We start from the raw sequence: 22,072 nt of genomic DNA, 5'->3' as shown, positions 1-22,072 counted from the left end.
TTTATGCTTGATATCAAAAAAATCCGTGCAGACTTTGACGGAGTAGCCGCAAAATTGGAAACACGTGGTGTTAAAAAAGAAACACTGCAAGAACTCCATGAACTTGATGTACGCCGTCGTGAACTGATCGTACAATCTGAGAACTTAAAAAAAGAACGTAATGCCGTATCTGATGAAATCGCGTTGGTTAAACGTGAAAAAGGCGATGCATCTGAAAAAATCACTGCCATGAAACAAGTTTCTGCTGATATTAAAGTTATTGATGCTGAACTTGCTGATATTGAAGAAAAGTTGACCACTTACACAACAACGCTTCCCAACTTGCCACATGATGATGTGCCTGTAGGTGCTGATGAAGATGATAATGTTGAAATTCGTCGTCATGGTCAAACGCCTGAATTCAGCTTTGAACCTAAACCTCATTGGGACTTAGGAGAGTCTCTTGGTATCCTTGATTGGGAACGTGGCGGTAAAGTTACCGGTTCTCGTTTCCTCTTTTATAAAGGCGCTGGTGCGCGTTTAGAGCGCGCCTTGTATAACTTTATGTTGGACGAACATGCTAAAGAAGGTTATACTGAAATGATTACGCCTTATATGGTCAATCAAGATTCTATGTTCGGTACAGGTCAATATCCAAAATTCAAAGAAGATACTTTTGAAGTAAATGATGACCGTGGTTTTGTGCTCATTCCTACTGCTGAAGTACCTTTGACCAACTACTACCGTGGTGAAATCTTGGATAATGCTGAACTCCCAATCTACTTCACAGCAATGTCTCCTTCATTCCGTTCTGAAGCTGGTTCAGCTGGCCGTGATACACGTGGCTTGATTCGTTTGCATCAATTCCATAAAGTTGAAATGGTCAAATTTGCTCGCCCTGAGGAATCTTACGATGAACTAGAAAAAATGGTTGTCAATGCCGAAAACATTCTCCAAAAACTTGGTTTAGCTTATCGTGTAATCGCACTTTCTACAGGCGATATGGGCTTCTCTGCCGCTAAAACTTATGACTTGGAAGTTTGGATTCCTGCCCAAAATACTTACCGTGAAATTTCAAGTTGTTCAAACTGTGAAGATTTCCAAGCACGTCGCGCCCAAATCCGCTATCGTGATGAAGACGGCAAAGTTAACCTGCTTCACACTTTAAATGGTTCTGGACTTGCTGTTGGTCGTACAGTTGCTGCAATCCTTGAAAACTATCAAAACGAAGACGGCTCAGTAACTGTCCCTGAAGTCCTTCGTCCATACATGGGTGGTTTAGAAGTTATTAAATAAAAAAAACTTGCAAAAGCAAGTTTTTTTATTTTACAACTCAACGATATTCCCAGATTTCAAGTAAACAATCCATTCACAAAGATTGACCGCATAGCCAGTGATACGTTCTAAGAAAACAAGAGTCATCAAGTAATCTTTACCTGTCGTGATTGTTTCTGTATTTTCTTTCATCGCTTCCAAGATTTTTTCTTGGATTTCACCGCTCATATTTTTAACTGTTTGGTATTGATCTGCGATTTCACGCGCACGTTTATCATTGCCTTGAATATAAGCATTCAAGGAAGCATCAACGACTGATTTCACTTTTTCACCTAACAGGGAAATGTCTTCTTCGACTTCATGGATACGCTCTTCACCTTTAAGGTTGATTGCCGCCTTAGCGATTGAAGTTACATGATCGCCCATACGTTCCAAGTCACTTGAGGCTTTAAGCACTGTGATAATCGTACGTAAGTCTCCTGACACTGGTTGTTGTAAAGCAATCATTTCCAGTGATTTTGTTTCTAATTTTGTTTCCAATTGGTTAATCATTTCATCACTTGTAATGACATCTTCTGCCAACTCACGATCATGACTCACAAAGGCACGAACTGCTTTATTCAATTGTGCAGATACTTGTGTTCCCATTGAATAAAATTGGTTGTGAAGTTTATTGAGTTCTTCTTCGAATTGTGTACGTAACATTTTTTCTCCTCTTAACTAAGCTCAGAGCAATAGGTGCTCCTTACATCATACCATATTATCCAAACTTACCAGCAATATAATCTTCTGTTTCCTGTTTTTCAGGGTTAAGGAAGATTTTTTTCGTATTGTCCATTTCAACCAAGTCACCATTAAGCATGAAGGCAGTACGATCAGAGATACGTGAAGCCTGTTGCATGCTGTGCGTAACAATAGCCAAAGTATAATCTTCTTTAAGTTCTAAAAGTGTCTCTTCTACATGCCCTGCCGAAATTGGATCTAGAGCTGACGTTGGTTCATCAAGCAAGATAATTTTAGGATTGACAGCAAGCACACGGGCGATACACACACGTTGTTGTTGTCCGCCAGATAACCCAAGCGCTGAAGTATGAAGAATATCTTTTACTTCATCCCAAATATTTGCAGCCTTAAGTGAATTTTCAACGACCTCATCGAGCAAAGCTTTGTCTTTTACACCTTTGAGACGCAAACCATAAACAACATTTTCATAAATCGAAAATGGAAAAGGATTTGGTTGTTGAAAAACCATGCCGATTTCTTTACGAAGATCTACGGTATCCACTTTTGGACTGTAGATGTTATGTCCTTTATACATAATTGCGCCCGTAATTGTTACTGTTGGAATTAAATCGTTCATGCGGTTAATTGAACGCAAAAGCGTTGATTTTCCACATCCAGAAGGGCCAATAAGTGCTGTAATCTCATTAGGATAGAATTCCATATTGATTTGATTGAGCGCTTTTTTCTTACTATAATACAGCGAAAGGTCGCTGACTGTTAAAATTGCTTCTTTTGTCATATTGTCCTCTCGATTATCCAAAGTGTCCTGAAACATAATCTTCTGTCGCTTTAAGATTTGGCTGTGTGAAGATTTTGCTTGTCTCATCGTATTCAATTAAGTCGCCTGAATAGAAGAATGCTGTATAGTCAGAAACACGACTGGCTTGTTGCATGTTGTGCGTAACGATAATGATCGTATAGTCTTTCTTAAGTTCGGTCATTGTTTCTTCAATTTGCATTGTAGAGATAGGATCCAAAGCTGAAGCTGGCTCATCCATTAAGATAATTTCCGGTTTAACCGAAAGGGCACGTGCAATACATAAACGCTGTGCTTGACCACCAGAAAGGGCCAAGGCTGACTTGTTCAAGTTGTCCTTGACTTGCTCCCATAAAGCTGCTTGCTTAAGCGATGTTTCCACGATTTCATCTAATTTTTTCTTATCTTTTATGCCTTCACGACGATGGATAAAAGCGATATTTTCATAGATTGATTTTGGGAAAGGATTTGGTCTTTGGAAAACCATACCGATTTGCTTACGGACTTCGTAAACATTGACTTTAGGGTCACTGATATTGACACCTTCATACATGATTTCACCTGTAACTCGTGCACCATCAATCGTATCATTCATACGGTTAAGCGCGCGGAGATAAGTTGATTTACCAGAACCTGAAGGGCCAATTAAAGCCGTCACTTGATTTTTAGGAAATTGCATAGAGACACCATGAATTGCTTCTTTTGTGCCATTATAGAAAACCCGCAAATCGTTTGTTGAAAGAGCGATATTTTTGTCGAAAGTCAAAATGTGACGTTCGTTCCAATCATAAGTTGCCATATTTTTCTATATTCCTTACTAATTTCCAGATGTGAGTTTCTTGTGGAGGCGATTTCCGAGGAAGCGTGCCCCAAGGTTGAACAGCAATACAAAGATAATCAGTACTGCAGAAGCTCCTGCAGAAATCTGAGTTGCTGTTGCGATTGTTCCTTCAGTGTTCAAAGCCCAAATATGTACGGCCAATGTTTCAGCAGGACGGAAGAGTGACAATGGGCTTGTCAATGACATAGGATTCCAGTTGGCCCAGTTGATTGGCAAGTTGGTTTGACCCGCAGTATAAATCAAAGCTGCCGCTTCACCGAATACACGTCCTGAAGATAAGATAACCCCTGTTAAAATCCCCGGTACTGCTGCTGGTAAAATGACTTTAGTGGCTGTTTCCCATTTTGATAAACCGAGAGCCAAGCCACCTTCACGTTGCATTGTCGGAATGGCACGAAGTGATTCCTCAACATTACGTGTCATCAAAGGTAGGTTGAAGACTGTAAGAGCAAGGGCACCGGATAAGACAGAGAAACCAAGGCCAAACTGAATAACGAAGAGCAACATACCGAAGAGACCCACAACGATTGAAGGAAGTGATGACAATACCTCAATTGCTGAGCGAACTGCACCAGTCAACCAATGTTTTTGATTGGCGTATTCTGAAAGGTAAATTCCCGCACCCAATGAAAGTGGAATTGAGATAATTAAAGTCACAACTAATAAGTAAACTGAGTTAAAAAGTTGAATAGCGATACCGCCGCCAGTCAATGGATTTGAAGGTGTTGTTAAGAATTCCCAAGATACAAAAGGTAAACCTTTAACTAAAATATAAATCAAGAGAAAAGCGAGTATTGCAACAATGATACCTGAAAGTGCATAGAGCACGCCAGTGGCAATTTTATCTGTGCGTTTTGCATTCATTATTTAAGGCTCCCTTTCTTAGCGATAGCACGCATCGCAATATTAAATACCAATGACATAAGGAGAAGGAGGAGGCCAAGTGACCAAAGGGCATTCAATTGAATACCTGGTGTCGCATTTGGAATACCTGATGTCAAAATTGAAGTTAGAGTTGAAGCCGGAGAAACCAAATCTTGTGGCATTGTTACGGCATTACCAACAACCATTTGGATGGCCAAGGCTTCACCAAAGGCACGCGCCATACCAAAGATTACTGCAGTTAAAATCCCAGGTGCTGCGGCACGCAGTAAGACACGCCAAATGGTTTGCCAACGTGTTGCCCCTAAACCAAGGGAAGCTTCACGATAATGAGGTGGGATGGCTTTAAGCGCATCGACAGTCATTGAAGTAACTGTTGGTAAAATCATAACAAAGAGTACGAACACACCCGCAAGCAAGCCAAGGCCTGTTCCACCAAATGTATTACGGATAATAGGTACAACAACAGTCAAACCGATAAATCCATAAACAACTGAAGGGATACCTACCAAAAGTTCAATAACCGGTTGCAAAATTTTCGCACCATATTTTGGCGAAATTTCTGTCATATAGATTCCTGCTCCGATGGCAAAAGGAGTTGCCACCAAAGCTGAAAGCACAGTAACGATTAAAGAGCCCGCAAACATTGGTAATGCACCAACTGCAGGTTTCCCGTCAGGGCCGATTGCTCCAGGCTCCCAATGTGTTCCAAAGAGGAAACGGAACGGATTCACACCATCCACAAAGAAAGTTGAAAGACCTTTTTGAGCGACAAAGACCAGAATAAGTCCAACGACAAAAACGATAATTGCGATACACAAGAATGTCAATGTCCTACCAAATTTTTCCAAGCGCGAATCTTTTGAGCTTGAAAGTAATTTTTCTTTAATTTTTGAGTTTTCCATAACTACCTTACTAATTATTTAATTGGTGTAACTTTACCTTTATAATCACGATCGACTTTCATCTCCGTTACTGGGATATAGCCGAGTTTTCTCAGCGTTACCTTGTCATTTTTGACATAGCTGATAAAGCGATTTTCTACAAAGTTCTCATTTTTATTGTTGGTATACATATGTTCGTAAGACCAAATTTTCCACTTGTTGGTTGTTACATTTTTATCTGTAGGTTCAACCCCGTCTAAGTTCAATGGTTTAATCCCTGGTTTATGGATATAAGGGAACGAAACGTAAGAGATTGCACCTGGTGTTTGACCAACCAATTGTACAACCGAACCTGAAGCATCTTGTGTAGGGCCATCAATTTCCCGTGCTCCATTCAAGGCAAGGTTATCAAAATTGACACGTGTTCCTGAACCTGCCGTCCGTCCGATAACCGTAATTTCTTGATCTGGACCGCCAACTTCTTTCCAGTTTTTTACTTTTCCGGTGAAAATATCAATAAGTTGATCTTGAGTAACATTGGATAAATCCAAATTTCGATTCACGATTGGTGCAAAACCGACAACTGCAACCTTATTTCCTGTGATTTTAGAAGCATCAATTCCTGATTTTTCTTCCGCAAAGATATCTGAGTTACCAATTTGGAAAGAACCTGCGACCACTTGTGCAAGTCCAACACCTGAGCCTCCACCTTGAACCATAATAATATCTTCTGGATATTTCTTCATATAGTCCAAGGAAACTTGTTCAACCAGTGGTTTCATTGCCGTTGAGCCACCTACTGTGACTTGATTTGAGTTGGGCGCACATGCCGCTAAAGTCACAAGACTCATTGCTGCAAATAAAGCCATTAAAATTTTCTTTTTCATATCCTTATTTTAGCATAAATCAACCATAAATAAGCAAAAGCTTACCGCTTACAATGTAAACAGTTTGTAAATGGAACGGCAAAGAGAGCACCTGAGACACGGCCCAAGTACTCTTGCTCTTTGCATCATCATTAAGAACAAGGATTTTCTAAAAGAATAAGGTTTTGTAAAGTAAAACCAAAGGTATGAAAAGAAAATTTTAATGCTTTACTCTGCTCACTCTTATTTCTTATTTCTTATTTCTTATTTATTTGTGATTTTTCCTTGAGCGTCACGTTCAACTTTCATATCAGAAACCGGGATATAGCCAAGTTCCTTGATTGTTTTTGTATCTTCAGTCACGTATTTGATAAAATCTGTTTCGGCTGCTGTTTCTTTTTCTTTATTAGTATACATGTGTTCGTATGACCAAACTTTGTAGCTATTATCTGCAACATTTTCATCTGTTGGTTTTACATTATCAATACTGACTGCTTTGATATCTTTACTCTTATCAAGGTAAGAAAAAGCAACGTAGGAGATTGCACCTGGTGTTTGAGAGACCATAGTTACCGCCGTACCTGAGGCATCTTGCGTTGGACCTTCTACTTCTTTTTCGCCACCAAGAGCTAAATTATCAAAGTTCACACGTGTACCTGAACCTGCTGCACGCCCAATTACAGTGATTTTTTCATCTGGACCTCCAACTTCCTTCCAGTTCTTCACTTTACCTGTGAAGACATCTTTAAGTTGTTGTGTTGAGAGATTATCAATGTTAATATCTTTATTTACAATTGGAGCAAAACCAACGACAGCTACTTTATGGTCGTTCAATTTAGAAGCATCAATTCCTGATTTTTCTTCTGCAAAGATGTCAGAGTTGCCGATTTGGAAGGTTCCTGTTGAGACCTGAGTCAAACCTACACCGGATCCACCACCTTGTACAGTGATTTGAACTTCTGGTTTTTTAGCTGTGTACTCAGTTGAAGCTTGTTGTGCCATAGGTTGCAAGGCTGTTGAACCTCCAGCGATGATTTTACCTGAAGCTGGCGTTGAGCTTCCTGAGCTGCTATTAGACGATGAATTGCCATTTCCACAAGCTGCAAGCGTCAACAGAGCTGCACCAGCGATAATTCCAGAAAGTAACTTTTTATTCATGAGATTTTCTCCAATAATTTTCTATGTTCTCCGTAAGCTCTTTCGCTTACAATACTATCTTAACACTGTTGGCAACCTCTAATTGTAAATGCTTAGTAAATACTAGGTAAACGTTAAGTAAATGGTTTTGTTTTTTATTATTGCTACAAAAAAAGCAAGAAACAATTGTCTCTTACTTTTTAGCGATTGTAGGCCTTGATTTGACGAGCAATATCACGATTTTGCTCTTTACGTTTGAGTGTTTCACGTTTGTCGTACTGTTTTTTTCCTCGTGCGAGTCCCATTAAAACCTTGGCAAAACCATTCTTCAGATAAACTTTTAAAGGAATAAAAGTAATTCCGGTTCCTGTCAACTCCTTCTCAATCTTCACGATTTCTTTTTTCTTAAGTAAAAGTTTACGCGTGCGAAGTTCATCCACATTAAAGATGTTTCCTTGCTCGAAAGGTGCAATATGAACATTTGAAAGCCAAACTTCACCATCTCGTACCCGAGCAAAACCATCTTTAAGTTGAATTTTTGCTTGACGAACCGATTTGATTTCTGTTCCTGTTAGAACAATCCCTGCCTCAAACGTTTCAAAAATTTCATAATCATGCCGGGCCTTTTTATTTTGGGCCAGGGGCTTATCTACTGTATTTTTTACCATAATTTTATTATAGCAAAAAAGTAGGGATGTTGCTTTTCTTTCAAAAGTTTAGCTTCAAATTTTTCGATTAGTTATTGCTTAAATCTTGCCCATTTGAAGCAATAACTTTTTTATACCAGTCAAATGATTTCTTCGGTGTACGTTTTAGGGTTCCATTTCCCTGGTCATCACGATCAACATAGATAAAACCATAACGTTTAGACATCTCGCCTGTTCCAGCAGATACCAAGTCAATACAGCCCCATGAAGTATAGCCCAGAAGCTCGATTCCGTCCAACTCGACTGCTTTAATCATTTCTGAAATGTGTTCAGCCATATAAGCGATACGATAATCATCTGCTACATAACCTGTTTCATCTGGTTTATCTATAGCTCCTAAACCATTTTCAACAATGAAAAGTGGTTTTTGGTAGCGATCGTAAAGTGTATTCATGGTTGTGCGTAGCCCCACAGGATCAATCTGCCAGCCCCATTCAGATGCTTTGAGATAAGGGTTTTTAACTGAGGCGAAGATATTACCTGATGTTTCTTCATCCCCTTCTTCCTGAACTTTCGCAACGCGGCTTGAATAGTAAGAGAAGGATACAAAATCAACAGTATTCTGAGCAAGAAGTTCCTCATCACCTTCCAGTATAGGCAAAGTAAGGCCCTCACGTTCCAGCTGTTTCAAGAAATAATTTGGATATTTGCCACGTGCTTGTACATCAATCAAGAATAGGTTTTCACGGTTTTTATCGAGCGCTTCACGAACATTTTCTGGTTTAGAATCCCAAGGATAGTAATCTCCAGCAGCTACCATACAGCCAATCTTATTTTCCGGATCTATTTGGTGGCCAATTTTTGTCGCCAAGGCTGAGGCAACAAGTTCATGGTGTGCTGCAGTAAAGAGGACTTGGTCACGATTCTCTCCTTCTTCAATATAAACACCTGCACCCATAAACGGAGCGTGCAAGAGCACATTGATTTCATTAAAGGTAAGCCAATATTTGACCAGACCTTTGTAGCGTGTAAAGAGGACAGTGACTAAGTTTTCATAAAAACCAACCAACTTACGATTACGCCAGCCCCCATATTCTGTTACCAAGTGCATTGGAATGTCAAAGTGCGTAATGGTCACTAAAGGCTCGATATCATACTTACGTAGCTCTTTAAAGACCTTTTCATAAAACATTAAGCCTTCTTCGTTAGGTTGAGTTTCATCACCTTTTGGGAAAATCCGCGACCAAGCAATAGACATACGGAAAGTTTTAAATCCCATTTGAGCAAACAAGGCAATATCTTCTTGCCAGTGATTGTAAAAATCAATAGCTTCATGTCCAGGATAGAAAAGTCCTTCTTCTGGCTGCAAATGCTTTTCAAGTCCTAAAATAATAGCTTCACGGCGTGAGCCATGTGGGGCCAAATCCACATTGGCAAGTCCGCGACCACCTTGATCCCAGCCGCCTTCATATTGGTTGGCAGCTGTTGCACCGCCCCAGAGAAAATCTTTAGATAATGGCATTATATGCTCCTTTGTATAATTTAGATTATTGTAGATACATCATCGGAATGTATGCGTTATCAATATTTTCATTATAGCAAAAATTATCAGAGCAATCTGTCGGAAATATGGAAAGTCTGTTCCTATTTCTCGAAACAAAAGGCTAAAAAACAACCCATATTATTTTGTTAACTTCTCTTAAATATACATATCACGCTGTTCCAACCAATTCCTTAATAATACGAAAGAGTACCTGAGAGCGTTTGCTTCCATTTTTTGAAAAAGGTATAATAAATGCACAAATAAAAAACTGGAGAGCTCTTAATGAAAGAATTGTATTTAATGCGCCACGCTCAAACTCTATTTAATGTGCAAGGGCGCACGCAAGGTTGGAGTGATTCGCCACTGACACCAAAAGGAATCGATGATACGCTTAAGGCAGGAGAACGACTTCGAGCAAAACGACTTTGCTTTGATGCCTTCTACTCTTCCACACAAGAGCGGGCTTCTGACACTCTAGAATTGTTATTTCCCAATCAAGAATATAGCCGCCTGAAAGGTCTTAAAGAAATGAATTTTGGAGCCTATGAGGGGCATAGTGATTACTTGGAACCTATAGATAAAACGACATACTTCAAAAATTTTGGTGGTGAAAGCAGTCATCAGGTCTCTGAGCGGATGTACCAAAGTTTATCAGAATGTTTAAACAAGCACGATAAGGTTTTCGCCCTTTCTCACGGTGCAGCAATGCATTTTTTTACTCAGGAGAAGGTTTTTAACTTTGAGAGTCAACCTCCTGTGCCACTCGGTAACTTGGCTTGTCTTCATTTTACTTATGATGAAGGAATCTTTACCTTTATCGAATCAATCTCACTGTTATAAAAAGGCATCTTTCTCATCGAGCATAGCCGATGCCTTTTGAACTTTCTAGAAAATTTTAAGGATATAAAAATGATAGGGGACAGCACTTCTTGTTCTGGCTGTATTAGCTGTGGGACAAAGCGAACTTCCTTCAGGAGTAAGTACTGGTTTTATCGCCGTTATTATCATGTCTTTAGGCTTATCTTTAGGTTCAACAACAGGCTTTGCCGTTAATCCTGCACGAGATTTGGGTCCTCGTCTTGTGCATACACTCTTACCACTTAAACATAAGGGGACTTCTGATTGGGCATATGCTTGGATTCCGGCAATTGCACCTCTTGTTGGCGCTGTTCTGGCCGCTTTATTATTCAAGCAACTGATTTATTAAACAAATAAAAAGCAACTTTAAACAAAGTTGCTTTTAAATGTGTCATCAATCAGTTTATTTTTCTTATTTTGGCGTATTTCCTGTGTCTTATGCGCTAATTGTTCTAAAATAGCCATCACAGGAAGTTGTGTCGTTAAATTCCCCAATGCGTGTACCTTTGAACCCTCATGTGCCACATTATAGGGGATAGAAATATCGGCCATATTAGCCATTGTGTTATTTACTTCATTAGTGATTACAATAACCTTAACGCCATCTCTTTTATAGGCAACAATCTGAGCAATAATAAAGTTGGTCTTCCCAGAAATAGAGAGTGCTACAACTGTCATTGTTTTGGCATTATTTGTCATTAGTGGTTGATAAGGATCAATGACTTCAAAAGCAGGTAATCCGGCATTATTAAAATATTTTGTACCATAATCCGCTAAAGCACCTGAAGTTCCAACACCCATAAAAACCGTATACTCGGTTTCTTCTAGGAGCTTTGCAGCCTCATCAATAAGGGCAGTATATTCAGGACTCAATAAACGTTTAGTAAAGAGCTCGAAGGCAAGAAGATTATCATACTTTGGATCTTCTGCTTTCAGCGAAATTTGGTGTTTTTGTTTTTGCAAATAAGTCTTGAGTTCATTCCAGCCTGAAAAACCTAACTTATGTGTCATACGTACAATTGTCGTAGGCGAAGCATGGACAGTCGAAGCAAATTCACGAATGGTCATATTCATGATAATTTCTGGTGCTTTAACAACTTCCTCAAAAATTTTACTTTCCAAATCATTGAGCGCATTAAGCTTATTATCTTCAAGCATCTTTTTCTCTCCCTCTACCGTATTCCTTACTCTTGCATCCAGTATAGCACATTTTTTATTACAAAATACAGGAGCAAATAAAAACTATCAACTATAAATACAGCTCGTTTCTCCTTATAATCAGGCATTTAGACGGGATGTTTAAAACATCTCATTCATGTAATAGAACATGATGATAATGAAAAATGGAAACTAAATTTATCAAAAAGTTCCTATACAGATCACTTTTTCACATTACATTTTTTTATTTCTTCGAAATAGTAATATTGAGATGTACCTCTATATAAAAAAACTTCCAGTTAGACTTAATCAGCTACTAAAAGTTTTTTTATTTTATTATTAAGAAAGTTTTGAACCTACATTTTCGATAAGTTCTGGAATTCCAGCGGCTTTCGATCCACCGGCCATGGCCATATCTGGTTTACCACCTCCACGGCCGTCAATGTAAGGTGCAAGCTCTTTAATCAAGTTTCCAGCTTTAACATCAGCTGTTTTACTTGCCACTAACAGGCTCACTTTTTCACCAATCTTCGCAACAAGGACAAGAACATCGGACAACTCTTTTTGTTTCCAGATGTCTGCAAGATTACGTAGACCATTTACATCTGGTACTGCAACTTCACTAGCAATATAACTTGTACCTGCTGCTTTAAGAACATTTTTAAAGACTTCATCAGATTGACTTGCAGCTAATTTACCTGCTAATGCATCATTTTCTTTTTGAGCCGCTTTAAGCTCTTCTTGCATAGCTGTTACTTTCGACACAACTTGAGCAGCTTGTGGTGCTTTCACAACTGCTGCGACTTCATTGAGCGTATTTTCAGCATCTTTAAATGCTTCATAAGCTTTTTGGCCTGTTACGGCAACAATACGGCGAACGCCTGATCCGATACCTTCTTCTTTGATAATCTTGAAGAGACCAATTTCACTTGTTGTTGCTGTATGTGTACCACCACAAAGTTCGACAGAGTAATCACCAATTTTAACGACACGGACATTTTTACCATATTTTTCGCCAAAGAGAGCCATTGCACCCATTTCTTTAGCTGTATCAATATCAGTTTCTACCGTTTCAACAGCCAATGATTGCCAAATTACTTCGTTAACTTGACGTTCAATATCAGCCAGCTCTTCCTTGCTTACAGGAGCAAAGTGTGTAAAGTCAAAGCGAAGGAATTCTACCTCGTTAAGTGATCCTGCTTGAAGTGCATGCTCACCTACAATGTTGTGCAACGCGGCATGGAGCAAGTGAGTCGCTGTGTGGTTTTTAACGATACCATGACGGCGTTCCGCATCAATTTCAAGTGTGTATGTTTCACCAACTACAAGAGTAGAGAGAATGTCAACCATATGAAGGTTTTGACCATTTGGTGCATGTTGAACATCCTTAACTTCTGCAACAACTTTGCCTGCAGCATTTTTGATTACACCGTGGTCAGAAACTTGTCCACCCATTTCTGCGTAGAATGGTGTTTTATCGAAAATAAGTTGCGCTTCACCGCTGACGGTATCCACTTTTTCATCATCTTTAACTGCCACAAGAAGTTTGCCATCATATTTTTCAACATCATAAAGGAATTCAGATTCTTCTTTGATGGATTGAAGAGTTTCGTTTTGTGCGCCCATTGAACCACCTTTAATGACAGCAGCACGTGCACGATCTTGTTGTTCTTTCATCGCTGCTTTGAAACCTTCATGGTCAATCTTGAAGCCTGCATCTTCAGCTAATTCTTCAGTCAACTCTACTGGGAAACCATAAGTATCATAAAGACGGAAGATATCTTGTCCTTCAAGCATTGTCTTGCCTTCTTCTTTAAGTTTGGCAAGCAATTCATCTAAGAGTTTGCTTCCACCATCAATTGTACGGCCAAAAGCTTCTTCTTCACGGTCAATAATTTGCATGATAAAATCTTGTTTTTCAAGGACTTCTGGGTAGTATGACTCCATAATTTTACCTACAACGGGAACAAATTGAGCCAAGAATTTACCTTCAATACCTAATTTTTTACCGTGCATAACAGCACGACGAAGGAGACGGCGAAGAACATAGCCACGTCCTTCATTTCCTGGCAAAGCACCGTCACCGATAGCAAAGCTAAGTGCACGGATATGATCCGCAATAACTTTAAAACTCATGTTGTCGCCATCTGGATTGTAAGTTTTACCAGAAATACGTTCAATTTCACGAATGATAGGGAGGAAAAGATCCGTATCAAAGTTTGTTTTACCACCTTGGATGATACAAACCATACGTTCAAGTCCCATTCCCGTATCAATATTTTTCTGTGGCAACTCTTTATATTCGCTACGTGGAATAGCTGGATCAGCATTAAATTGTGACAAAACGATATTGTAGATTTCGATGTAACGGTCGTTCTCGATATCTTCAGCCAAGAGTTTCAAGCCAATGTTTTCAGGATCGTAAGCTTCACCACGATCGAAGAAAATTTCTGTATCTGGTCCTGAAGGTCCTGCACCAATTTCCCAGAAGTTGTCTTCGATTGGAACTAAATGACTTGCATCAACACCGAGCTCCACCCAACGGTTAAATGTATCTTTATCATCAGGGTAGTAAGTAATGTAAAGTTTTTCTGCTGGAAAATCAAAATATTCACTACTTGTAAGCATCTCCCACGCATAAGCTAGAGCTTCTTCACGGAAATAATCACCAATTGAGAAATTTCCAAGCATTTCAAACATTGTATGGTGACGCGCTGTTTTACCTACGTTCTCGATATCATTTGTACGAATCGATTTTTGCGCATTTGTAATACGTGGATTTTCTGGCACAACTGAACCGTCAAAATATTGTTTCAATGTCGCAACACCAGAGTTGATCCAGAGTAAAGTTGGGTCGTTCACTGGTACTAAAGATTGTGAAGGTTCGATAGAATGCCCTTTTGATTTGAAGAAATCAAGGAACATTTGACGTACTTCTGTTGAAGTCATTTTTTTCATAGCTATTCTCCTAATAAAATAATTTTCATTTACTTTCGATTTGTGAATAAAAACACAATATAAAAACAAAAAATTCATCGTAAACGAGGGGCGTCACTCACGCGGTACCACCCTCATTCACGATGAATCCATCGTCTCTTTTTGCTTGGTAAAGCAGTTTCCCTGCTATTTGAAAACCTTGAGGTTTTCAGCACGTTGACTTATCGACTTTCACCACATGTCGACTCTCTGTAAAGTCATTTCATTCATTTATTTAGATGATGAACTTGATGTAAATTGTGAGAAGATTGTTGAGAAGGCTTCTTCTTTCACAGTGACATTATGTGCTTTAAGGTATTCACCAATCACACCAGCAACATAAGTTGTATCTGCCATTTTTTCTGCCTTGATTACATCTTTAAGTTTATCTTTATACTTGTTCATGTCTGAACCTTTATCTGAAGTTTTAATCATTTTCACAACATAGTAGCTTGTTGCACCAGTTGAGGCATTTGCTGATTCGATAACATCAGAAACTTCACCATTTTTCAATTTGAAGGCTGCAGTTTGAACTTCTTTTGGAATTGTAGTACTTGTTGAATCAAATTTTTGCTTGTTGCTTGCATTGTCTTTCTCAAACTTAGCTGCATCTGATTTCGCAGATTTTACTGCCTTAGTTGCTGCATCTTTAGTTGTTTCTGGAACAACAATCGCTTCAACTTCTGGATGGAAATCTGCCCAAGCTGCCTTCAAGTTAGCATCTGTAAATTGTGTATCTGAGATTTTTTTCTCAATGGCATATTCTTGCAAGAGTTGAAGACGAACGTAAGATTTATAACTTTTTTCAGTAAATCCTTGTTGTTGCAAAGCTGCAGCAAACTGTTCGCCCATTTGTTTTTTAGTATCGTCAAACTTCGCTTGAACATCTTTATCTGAAACCTTATCGCCAAAATCTTTTTCAAACATTTTTGACATTGTCAAATTTTGTAAAAGAGATGTGGCAGGCAAATTTGGAAAAGTTTTAGCTTCACTGTAGAAATCTTCTACATTGATTGTGTCACCCTTCATTGTGATAATATTAGCTCCAGTAGAGTTATTATTTCCACAAGCTGAAAGTGTGACAAGTCCTAAAGCCGCAACAGCTGTTGCGAGTAAGATGTTCAATTTTTTAAATTTCAAAGTTTTCTCCTTGTTGGGTATATTCCCTTGATACATTTGTTTCTTGTAACAATATTATAACACAAAACATTAAATAAACCTAAACTGATTTACAATGTCAAACTTTCTTAATCATTAATATTCCATCTCCTAAAGGAACCATACTTGCGCGGTATTTAGGGTTGTCTAAAACTTCATCAAAGAGACGACGAAGCCCACGTTCAAGTGCACGCTGCGTCCGTTTAATTTCCATAATTGGAATAAGTATTTCTCCGCCTTGGAAAATATCATCCATGATAATCACACCATTTTCCGAAAGCAACTCCATGGCACGAGGCAGAAATTCTACATATTTTGATTTCGCTGAATCCATGAAGATAAAATCAAATTCCCCTTGCAAATCTGCCAAAAGATCGGCAGCATCACCTTCTAAGAGAGTGATCTGTTTTCTTGAATCATAGGTAGCTAGATTTTCCTTAGCCAAGGCAATCATTTCTGGGTTACGATCGATAGTAATTATTTCAGCATCTGGTGCTGCTTCTGCCATCATAAGTGCAGAAAAACCAATAGCAGTTCCTATCTCCAAAACTCTTTGGGGCTTCATTAAATCCAAAAGTATTTGGAAATACACTACTGTTTCATGAGGTATAATCGGGATATTGTTCTCATGAGCAAAGGTCTCAACATTCTTTAGTGGACCAGTAATTTGCGTTTGACGCTCGCGCATGAAGTCAACAATTTCCTCCTTGACTACGGGACGATTCATCATCGGATTACTTGTTCTCTTGTATGTTAAAACCATTATAAATGGGCTCCTTTTTCGACTAATTTTTCTAGCTCAATTAAACGTTTTTCAAAAACAGCAAATGCTGATTCTAAATATGTTGTTTCTTCCATATCCACACCTGCTTGAGCAATCACAGCCAGCGGATAATCACTTGATCCTACTTTGAGATAAGTGAGGTATTTTTCACGCGCGTCTGGGCCACCATTAACGATAGCCTCAGCAAGATAAGTTGCTGCGGCAAATCCTGTTGCGTATTGGAAGACATAAAAATTATAATAGAAGTGCGGAATGCGAGCCCACTCATATTGAATTTCAGGATTTTCCTGAGCAGCTAAACCGTAGTATTTTTCATTCAGCCCCGCATAAAGCTGGTTCATGAATTCGCTAGTCAGAACTTTTCCTTCTTGATCAGCTTTATGAATCTCATGTTCAAATTCAGCAAATTGGCTTTGACGGAAAACAGTGCCACGGAAACCATCAAGCCAGTGGTTTAAAATAGCAAATCGCACTTTTTCATCTGTCGACTCCGCAAGTAAACTTTCAGTCAAGATATTCTCATTGGTTGTTGAAGCAATTTCTGCAAGAAAGATTGGATAGTCCCCATAAACATAAGGTTGATTTTCTCGTGTAAATGTGGAATGCATACTGTGGCCCATTTCATGTACTAAGGTGAACAAATCATCCAAAGTTTCTTGCCAGTTTAACAGCATGAAAGCATTTGTATCATAGCATCCCCCTGAATAAGCACCCGAACGTTTACCGCTATTTTCAGCTACATCAATCCACCGCTCTTCAAAGGCTTTTTTAACATGGTTCGCATATTCAGGTCCAAAAATTTGAAGAACTTCTTCTGCTTTCTCCACTGCCTCGGAGTAGTTAAACTTATAATCCAAGTCCGATAAGGGTGTATAGACATCATACATCTTTAAATCGTTCTCTAACCCTAAAATTTGCTCACGCAATTTAATATAACGATGTAAAAGAGGCAAATATTTATTAACCGACTCCAAAAGCTTATCGTAAACTTCTTCCGGAATAAAATTACTTGATAAAGCTGCTTGACGGGCTGAATGGTAGCCACGCATCTTCGCCTTAAAATTATGGACTTTTACATTTGTTTGTAGCGTTTTCGCATAAGTGTGCTGATACTGTTCATAGTTGCTATAAAGGGCTTGATAAGCTGCCTTTCGCACCTGACGTTCCTTACTTTCCATGAGCGAGATATAATTACCATGTGTCAGCTGTACTTCCTGCCCTTTTTCATCTTTAATCATCGGAAGCTCAATATCAGCATTGTCAAAAATTTCGAAAGTTTCGGCGGCTGCACCAAAAATCTCACTAGCACTGGCTAAGAGTTTTTCCTCTTTTGGACTTAAGATATGCTCCTTTTTAGCAAAAAGGCGGTCAAACATATGAGAATATTGCTCCAGTTTGGGTTCTTCTCTTCTAAAGCTTGCATAACGTTCTGGCGTTAAAGCTAAGAATTCCGGCTCGTAAAAAGCAAAGGTTTCTCCAAGCTTGGCATATAAATTTGTGGCTTTGGCTTCGTATTCTTGGTAACGACTCACTTGCGTATCTTGGTCATGTTTCATTGAGGCATAGACATAAACCTTCTCCACAGCACGCGAGATTTCCAGCTCAATTTCCGTGATTTCTAATAAGCTTTGAGCGCTATCTAGAAGATGTCCTTCGTAGTGCTTTACCGTCCCTAATCTTTCCGAAACTCTTTTAAGTTCTAGTTCCCAGGCGGCATCGTTTTCAAACACAGTTGACAAATCCCAAGTTAAGTTTTCAGCTATTTCATCACGTTTTTTTGCCATTCCATTCTCCGTTTTTCACTTTATTTTTATCTTTAATTATAGCATAGAAGCTTGGTGTATGCAGTTTTTCGTGTTCTTGTAACTGAAAACTTTCATAGAAGCTGTGATAATATTTTTCCAAGGGAGTATCTACTTGAAAAAAGCTTTCTGGCGTATCATCGGAAAAGTCAAAGGTCAATAAGTTTAAGCCTGGAGGACTCCAGTAGCTCTTATTCCAATTGAGGTCTAGCAAATTTTTTCCTTGTTCATAATATTTTTCTTGCATTTTAAGCCATTTTGGCACTTGATAATACAGTTGTTTCTGAACAAACAACTGTAACTCTTCCTGTTTTGGAGCATCTAAACTAAGATCTTCTCCTTCTCGAAAGGGTTGGCGTAAGAGCTCTAAGAGATTCTCTTGAAAGAAGTCAAACTCTTCAGTAAGATAAATCGGTCGTCCTTTCAAATCTTGATAAACCAATGATTTCAACCGTAGTTTTTTTCTGTTCCAGTCTAATTCCCAAAAATAAAAACCTCTCACTGCTGAATAATAGAGCAAATTTTTCTGCAAAGATGATAGGTTATTCTTAAGCCATAAGTCCCTTCCTTGAAGCCAAAGGACATAATATCCTTTTTCTTTGTAACTTACCGTTCTCTCTTCTAAACGTTGCAAAGAAAGCGGCGAACACTGTATTTCAATAGCAAGTTTATCATTTACTAACAAATCAGCCGTTTGCTTCATTTCTGGCACATACTTTTCCAACTCAACTTTCTCTTTTTTCTTAAACCATTGATACAAACTGAGTTTTAAGCCCAAGTGTTGTGCAGATTCATTTTCGCTCCAAGAGTCACAATTTTTTACGGATATGTGAGCAAAGTGAGGAATTTTTATCTTCCCTTTTTTTAAACGAAGGGGCGACTTACAGGCTGGGCAATAAAAAGGGCCACTAATTGAAGAATTGTCAAGGAGATTAATTGTTTTTCCGTCTTTATCCAAAGCTATTAACATATCAAATAGTACGAAGAATAGCTCTAAAAGTCACAAGGCAAACAAAAAAACTCGGAAAATCCGAGTCTTTATATCTTAACGGTTAAGTACAAAGTGATCCATAAAAAGAATAAAAAGAGCAAATGCTATGAATACACCTGTGATTAAGCCAACCCAAAAAATATGTTTACGTCTTTGACTGTTCATCACTGCGATAAACTCACGAATAAATGCTGGAAGACGGAAGTACAAAGGTGTTTTTCCTCCAATCCCTCCTTGCGCATTTAATCCTTGTTGAGCAGCAAAGAGAGCCGCTCGGAAAACGTGATAGTCCGAAGAGAAAAAGAGAAATTCTTCATCGGCTTTCTGTTCAATTTTTTCAATCAACTGAGATGAAAATTTTAAATTTTCAAAAGTTGTTTTTGATTGATCTTCAACCAAGGTTCGTTCTTTGGGAAAGCCCAGTTCTTCGACAGCGTATTTTTGCATCGCTAGTGCTTCCGCAAGTTGTTCATCACTACCTTGTCCCCCAGAGAAAACCATTATAGTTTTATCATTTGCAGCCTTTATTCCTGCACGGATACGGTTAGCTAAAAGGGGGCTAACAAACTGGCCATTAATCAGTCCAGAGCCTAGAACCACGTGATATTTTGAAGACTTTTTACGGAAACGACGTCCATATGTCCAGCTAGCAAAAAAGAAAACCGTGAATTGCCAGACAAGATAAAAGGCCAACACAGGATAAACGTAGCTCAAGAGCTGTAGCCAAAGCCAACCTTCAGATAAAGTAGAAACTCGAATATAGAGCCAATCGACTAGAAAAAAGACAAACATAATGGCCGGCAAAATCAAATTCGCTAAACTATGTGATTCACGCCGCCACATTTTAATCGTTAAAACCACAATCCCCACAGGTACGACAAAACTAATCATAAAAGTAGGAATCAAAAAGAGGGCAAGCTCAATAATAATTATGGCTAAAATGATATTGGAATGTAAATTATAATTAGCCGAAAAAAGAATCCCCATAATACCGTTAAACAGTACAAAAAGACTGGCTAAAAAACCAATAGTAAGTCGTCCTAAACGTAAAGTTCTCATATCCTTCAAACGATGCGACTTTGTGTAAAAAATGACGGTCGGGATTAAAGCTAAAAAACTAATCACCGAAAATGCAATAATAAGTGGTGTCTCCATGTCTTTATTTTAACATAAAAATCCGCTGATAAAAGCGGATTTCTCTCATGATAGTGTACAAATTATAGAGTTATTTTTAGAGAATAGCAAGTACTGCAAAATTTAAGGCAAATGCAATTGCGACAACCCAAATAATTGGTTTTACTTCTTTAATCTTACCTGTAAAGAGTTTTGAGAAGATATAAGTGATAAAGCCAGCAGCAATACCATATGAGATGGAGTAGCCAAGACCCATAAATACTGAAGCAAAGAAGGCTGGAATAGCTTCACTCAATTCAGACCAGTTGATTTCCTTGAATGATGACAACATCATCATACCTACAATAATCAAAATTGGAGCCGTTGCTTGCGTTGGAACAATGGCAAGTAATGGTAAGAAAAGACTTGAGATCGCAAACATCACAGCAACGACAATCGAAGTCAAGCCTGTACGTCCGCCTGCTCCAATACCAGCTGCTGATTCTACATAAACAGTTGTATTTGAAGTTCCGAAAATCGCACCGATTGGTGTAGCAATCATGTCAGCAAAGAGTGCTTTGTCCATTTTAGATGAGAAACCTTTGCTATTTGCCATATCCACAAAATCTTGATCTGTAAAGATTCCTGTGCTACGACCTGTACCAATGAACGTACCAATCGGATCAAAGATTGAGGTTAACGAGAAGGCCAAAATTGTCATCAAAACTTCAATAATTCGAGATGAATCAGAAAATAAACTACCAAAACCTTTAGGACCGAAAGCAGCACCAAAAGTTGTTCCCATCTCGTTGATTGCTGTCCCGAGATTGTTGTCTGCAAAAAGTGTAGACATATCAACTTTTGTAACACCTGTTAAAAGTGCAAGTACAGTCGTTACTGCGATTGACAAGAGAATCCCTGCTTTCCATTTACGGAGAACAAAGAACATTGTTACTAAAATACCAACTAAAGCAACAAGAACGCCAGGATCGTCAAATTTAACTAAGCCAGGTACAATTGTTGAATCTGCAGTGATAGTGCCGTGGTTATCCGTATAAGTACCTGGTGATGCAATAAATTCAAGAATACCAGCGTTTTTAATACCGATATAAGCGATGAAAATACCGATACCACCACCAATAGCGTGTTGTAAGCTCTCAGGAATTCCTAAAACAATTGCTTTACGAATTGAAGTAAATGTAATAATAATATTGACAATACCACAAATGAAGACCATTGCTAAAGCTTCTTGCCAAGTGTAGCCTAATGAAAGAACAACAGTATAAGCAAAGAAGGCGTTAATTCCCATACCTGGTGCAAGGGCATAAGGAACATTGGCTATTAAACCAATAGCTACCGAACCCACAATTGAAGCTAAGATAGTAGCTAAGAAAACTGCCTGAACGGGCATCCCTGTTGATCCTAAAACATCAGGATTGACAAACAAAATGTAGCTCATAGCAAAGAAGGTAGTAATACCTGCCATAATTTCACGGCCCACAGTAGTGCCGTTTTCTTCAAGTTTAAAGAACTTGTTCACGAATAAATTCTCCTTTTAATAAAAAGTTGCATGCCACATTCGTTTTTCGTGACACACGTCATAAAATGATACATGTTCAGTATAAATAAATTTTAAGT

General features: G+C 38.6%; 20 protein-coding genes. 3 read left to right on the top strand and 17 right to left on the bottom strand.

The features are described 5' to 3' along the window. The first annotated feature begins 3 nt into the window (after positions 1-3). On the top strand, positions 4-1,275 hold the full coding sequence (serS, locus tag J0J35_RS00555; protein ID WP_019293079.1) for a serine--tRNA ligase: 1,272 nt from the start codon (positions 4-6) through the stop codon (positions 1,273-1,275). Between the two features lie 30 nt (positions 1,276-1,305). Here serS and phoU read toward each other — a convergent pair whose 3' ends face one another. The 9 genes from phoU to J0J35_RS00510 all read right to left on the bottom strand — a co-directional run bounded on the left by phoU (position 1,306) and on the right by J0J35_RS00510 (position 9,573). Next, positions 1,306-1,959 carry a phosphate signaling complex protein PhoU gene (gene phoU / locus J0J35_RS00550; protein ID WP_003134981.1) on the bottom strand — a complete coding sequence of 218 codons (654 nt, stop codon included), beginning with the start codon at positions 1,957-1,959 and terminating at the stop codon, positions 1,306-1,308. Between the two features lie 55 nt (positions 1,960-2,014). Continuing rightward, on the bottom strand, positions 2,015-2,776 hold the full coding sequence (gene pstB / locus J0J35_RS00545) for a phosphate ABC transporter ATP-binding protein PstB (protein ID WP_004258923.1): 762 nt from the start codon (positions 2,774-2,776) through the stop codon (positions 2,015-2,017). Positions 2,777-2,789: 13 nt separating this feature from the next. Next, entirely contained in the window at positions 2,790-3,593 is an 804-nt protein-coding gene (gene pstB / locus J0J35_RS00540; RefSeq protein ID WP_014024392.1) for a phosphate ABC transporter ATP-binding protein PstB, read from the bottom strand. Positions 3,594-3,611: 18 nt separating this feature from the next. Next, complete coding sequence (gene pstA, locus J0J35_RS00535) at positions 3,612-4,499, bottom strand: phosphate ABC transporter permease PstA (RefSeq protein ID WP_014024391.1); 888 nt, start codon at positions 4,497-4,499, stop codon at positions 3,612-3,614. Further along, complete coding sequence (pstC, locus tag J0J35_RS00530; protein ID WP_004258934.1) at positions 4,499-5,422, bottom strand: phosphate ABC transporter permease subunit PstC; 924 nt, start codon at positions 5,420-5,422, stop codon at positions 4,499-4,501. The genes pstA and pstC overlap by 1 nt, the downstream gene beginning before the upstream one ends. Positions 5,423-5,436: 14 nt before the next feature. Further along, positions 5,437-6,288 carry a phosphate ABC transporter substrate-binding protein gene (locus tag J0J35_RS00525; RefSeq protein ID WP_061413517.1) on the bottom strand — a complete coding sequence of 284 codons (852 nt, stop codon included), beginning with the start codon at positions 6,286-6,288 and terminating at the stop codon, positions 5,437-5,439. 243 nt (positions 6,289-6,531) lie between these two features. Next, positions 6,532-7,425, bottom strand: coding sequence for a PstS family phosphate ABC transporter substrate-binding protein (locus tag J0J35_RS00520; protein WP_019292036.1), 894 nt, complete (start codon positions 7,423-7,425; stop codon positions 6,532-6,534). A gap of 179 nt (positions 7,426-7,604) precedes the next feature. Further along, positions 7,605-8,072: an SsrA-binding protein SmpB gene (gene smpB / locus J0J35_RS00515; RefSeq protein ID WP_019292037.1), complete on the bottom strand. Its 468-nt coding sequence runs from the start codon at positions 8,070-8,072 to the stop codon at positions 7,605-7,607. A 67-nt stretch (positions 8,073-8,139) separates the two neighbouring features. Further along, a complete protein-coding gene (locus tag J0J35_RS00510; protein WP_019292038.1) occupies positions 8,140-9,573 on the bottom strand; it encodes a 6-phospho-beta-glucosidase in 1,434 nt (477 codons plus the stop codon). A 303-nt stretch (positions 9,574-9,876) separates the two neighbouring features. Between J0J35_RS00510 and J0J35_RS00505 the strand changes: the two genes are divergently transcribed. Next, the gene (locus J0J35_RS00505) at positions 9,877-10,434 is read left to right on the top strand and encodes a histidine phosphatase family protein (RefSeq protein ID WP_061413523.1); all 558 of its coding nucleotides are present in this window, start codon (positions 9,877-9,879) and stop codon (positions 10,432-10,434) included. 109 nt (positions 10,435-10,543) lie between these two features. Further along, on the top strand, positions 10,544-10,801 hold the full coding sequence (locus tag J0J35_RS00500) for an aquaporin (protein ID WP_019293082.1): 258 nt from the start codon (positions 10,544-10,546) through the stop codon (positions 10,799-10,801). A 17-nt stretch (positions 10,802-10,818) separates the two neighbouring features. Here the strand turns inward: J0J35_RS00500 and J0J35_RS00495 are convergent, their stop codons facing one another. The 8 genes from J0J35_RS00495 to J0J35_RS00460 all read right to left on the bottom strand — a co-directional run bounded on the left by J0J35_RS00495 (position 10,819) and on the right by J0J35_RS00460 (position 21,974). Then, positions 10,819-11,610, bottom strand: coding sequence for a MurR/RpiR family transcriptional regulator (locus J0J35_RS00495; protein WP_206917073.1), 792 nt, complete (start codon positions 11,608-11,610; stop codon positions 10,819-10,821). Between the two features lie 339 nt (positions 11,611-11,949). Next, positions 11,950-14,568: an alanine--tRNA ligase gene (gene alaS / locus J0J35_RS00490; protein ID WP_206917072.1), complete on the bottom strand. Its 2,619-nt coding sequence runs from the start codon at positions 14,566-14,568 to the stop codon at positions 11,950-11,952. Positions 14,569-14,817: 249 nt separating this feature from the next. Beyond that, positions 14,818-15,726 carry a peptidyl-prolyl cis-trans isomerase gene (locus J0J35_RS00485; protein WP_206917071.1) on the bottom strand — a complete coding sequence of 303 codons (909 nt, stop codon included), beginning with the start codon at positions 15,724-15,726 and terminating at the stop codon, positions 14,818-14,820. Positions 15,727-15,823: 97 nt separating this feature from the next. Then, positions 15,824-16,507 carry an O-methyltransferase gene (locus J0J35_RS00480; protein ID WP_198494871.1) on the bottom strand — a complete coding sequence of 228 codons (684 nt, stop codon included), beginning with the start codon at positions 16,505-16,507 and terminating at the stop codon, positions 15,824-15,826. Next, entirely contained in the window at positions 16,507-18,312 is a 1,806-nt protein-coding gene (gene pepF, locus J0J35_RS00475) for an oligoendopeptidase F (RefSeq protein WP_206917068.1), read from the bottom strand. The genes J0J35_RS00480 and pepF overlap by 1 nt, the downstream gene beginning before the upstream one ends. Then, positions 18,296-19,300: a competence protein CoiA gene (locus tag J0J35_RS00470; RefSeq protein WP_206917051.1), complete on the bottom strand. Its 1,005-nt coding sequence runs from the start codon at positions 19,298-19,300 to the stop codon at positions 18,296-18,298. Before J0J35_RS00470 ends, pepF begins: the two co-directional genes overlap by 17 nt. 75 nt (positions 19,301-19,375) lie before the next feature. Beyond that, the gene (locus tag J0J35_RS00465) at positions 19,376-20,476 is read right to left on the bottom strand and encodes a YdcF family protein (RefSeq protein WP_206917048.1); all 1,101 of its coding nucleotides are present in this window, start codon (positions 20,474-20,476) and stop codon (positions 19,376-19,378) included. A gap of 76 nt (positions 20,477-20,552) precedes the next feature. Further along, the gene (locus tag J0J35_RS00460) at positions 20,553-21,974 is read right to left on the bottom strand and encodes an NCS2 family permease (RefSeq protein ID WP_019292048.1); all 1,422 of its coding nucleotides are present in this window, start codon (positions 21,972-21,974) and stop codon (positions 20,553-20,555) included. Positions 21,975-22,072: the final 98 nt, after the last annotated feature.

The organism is Lactococcus sp. LG606 (assembly GCF_017309645.1).
GTDB classification, from domain to species: Bacteria; Bacillota; Bacilli; order Lactobacillales; family Streptococcaceae; genus Lactococcus; species Lactococcus petauri.
This window is presented reverse-complemented; position numbering and strand designations above follow the sequence as displayed.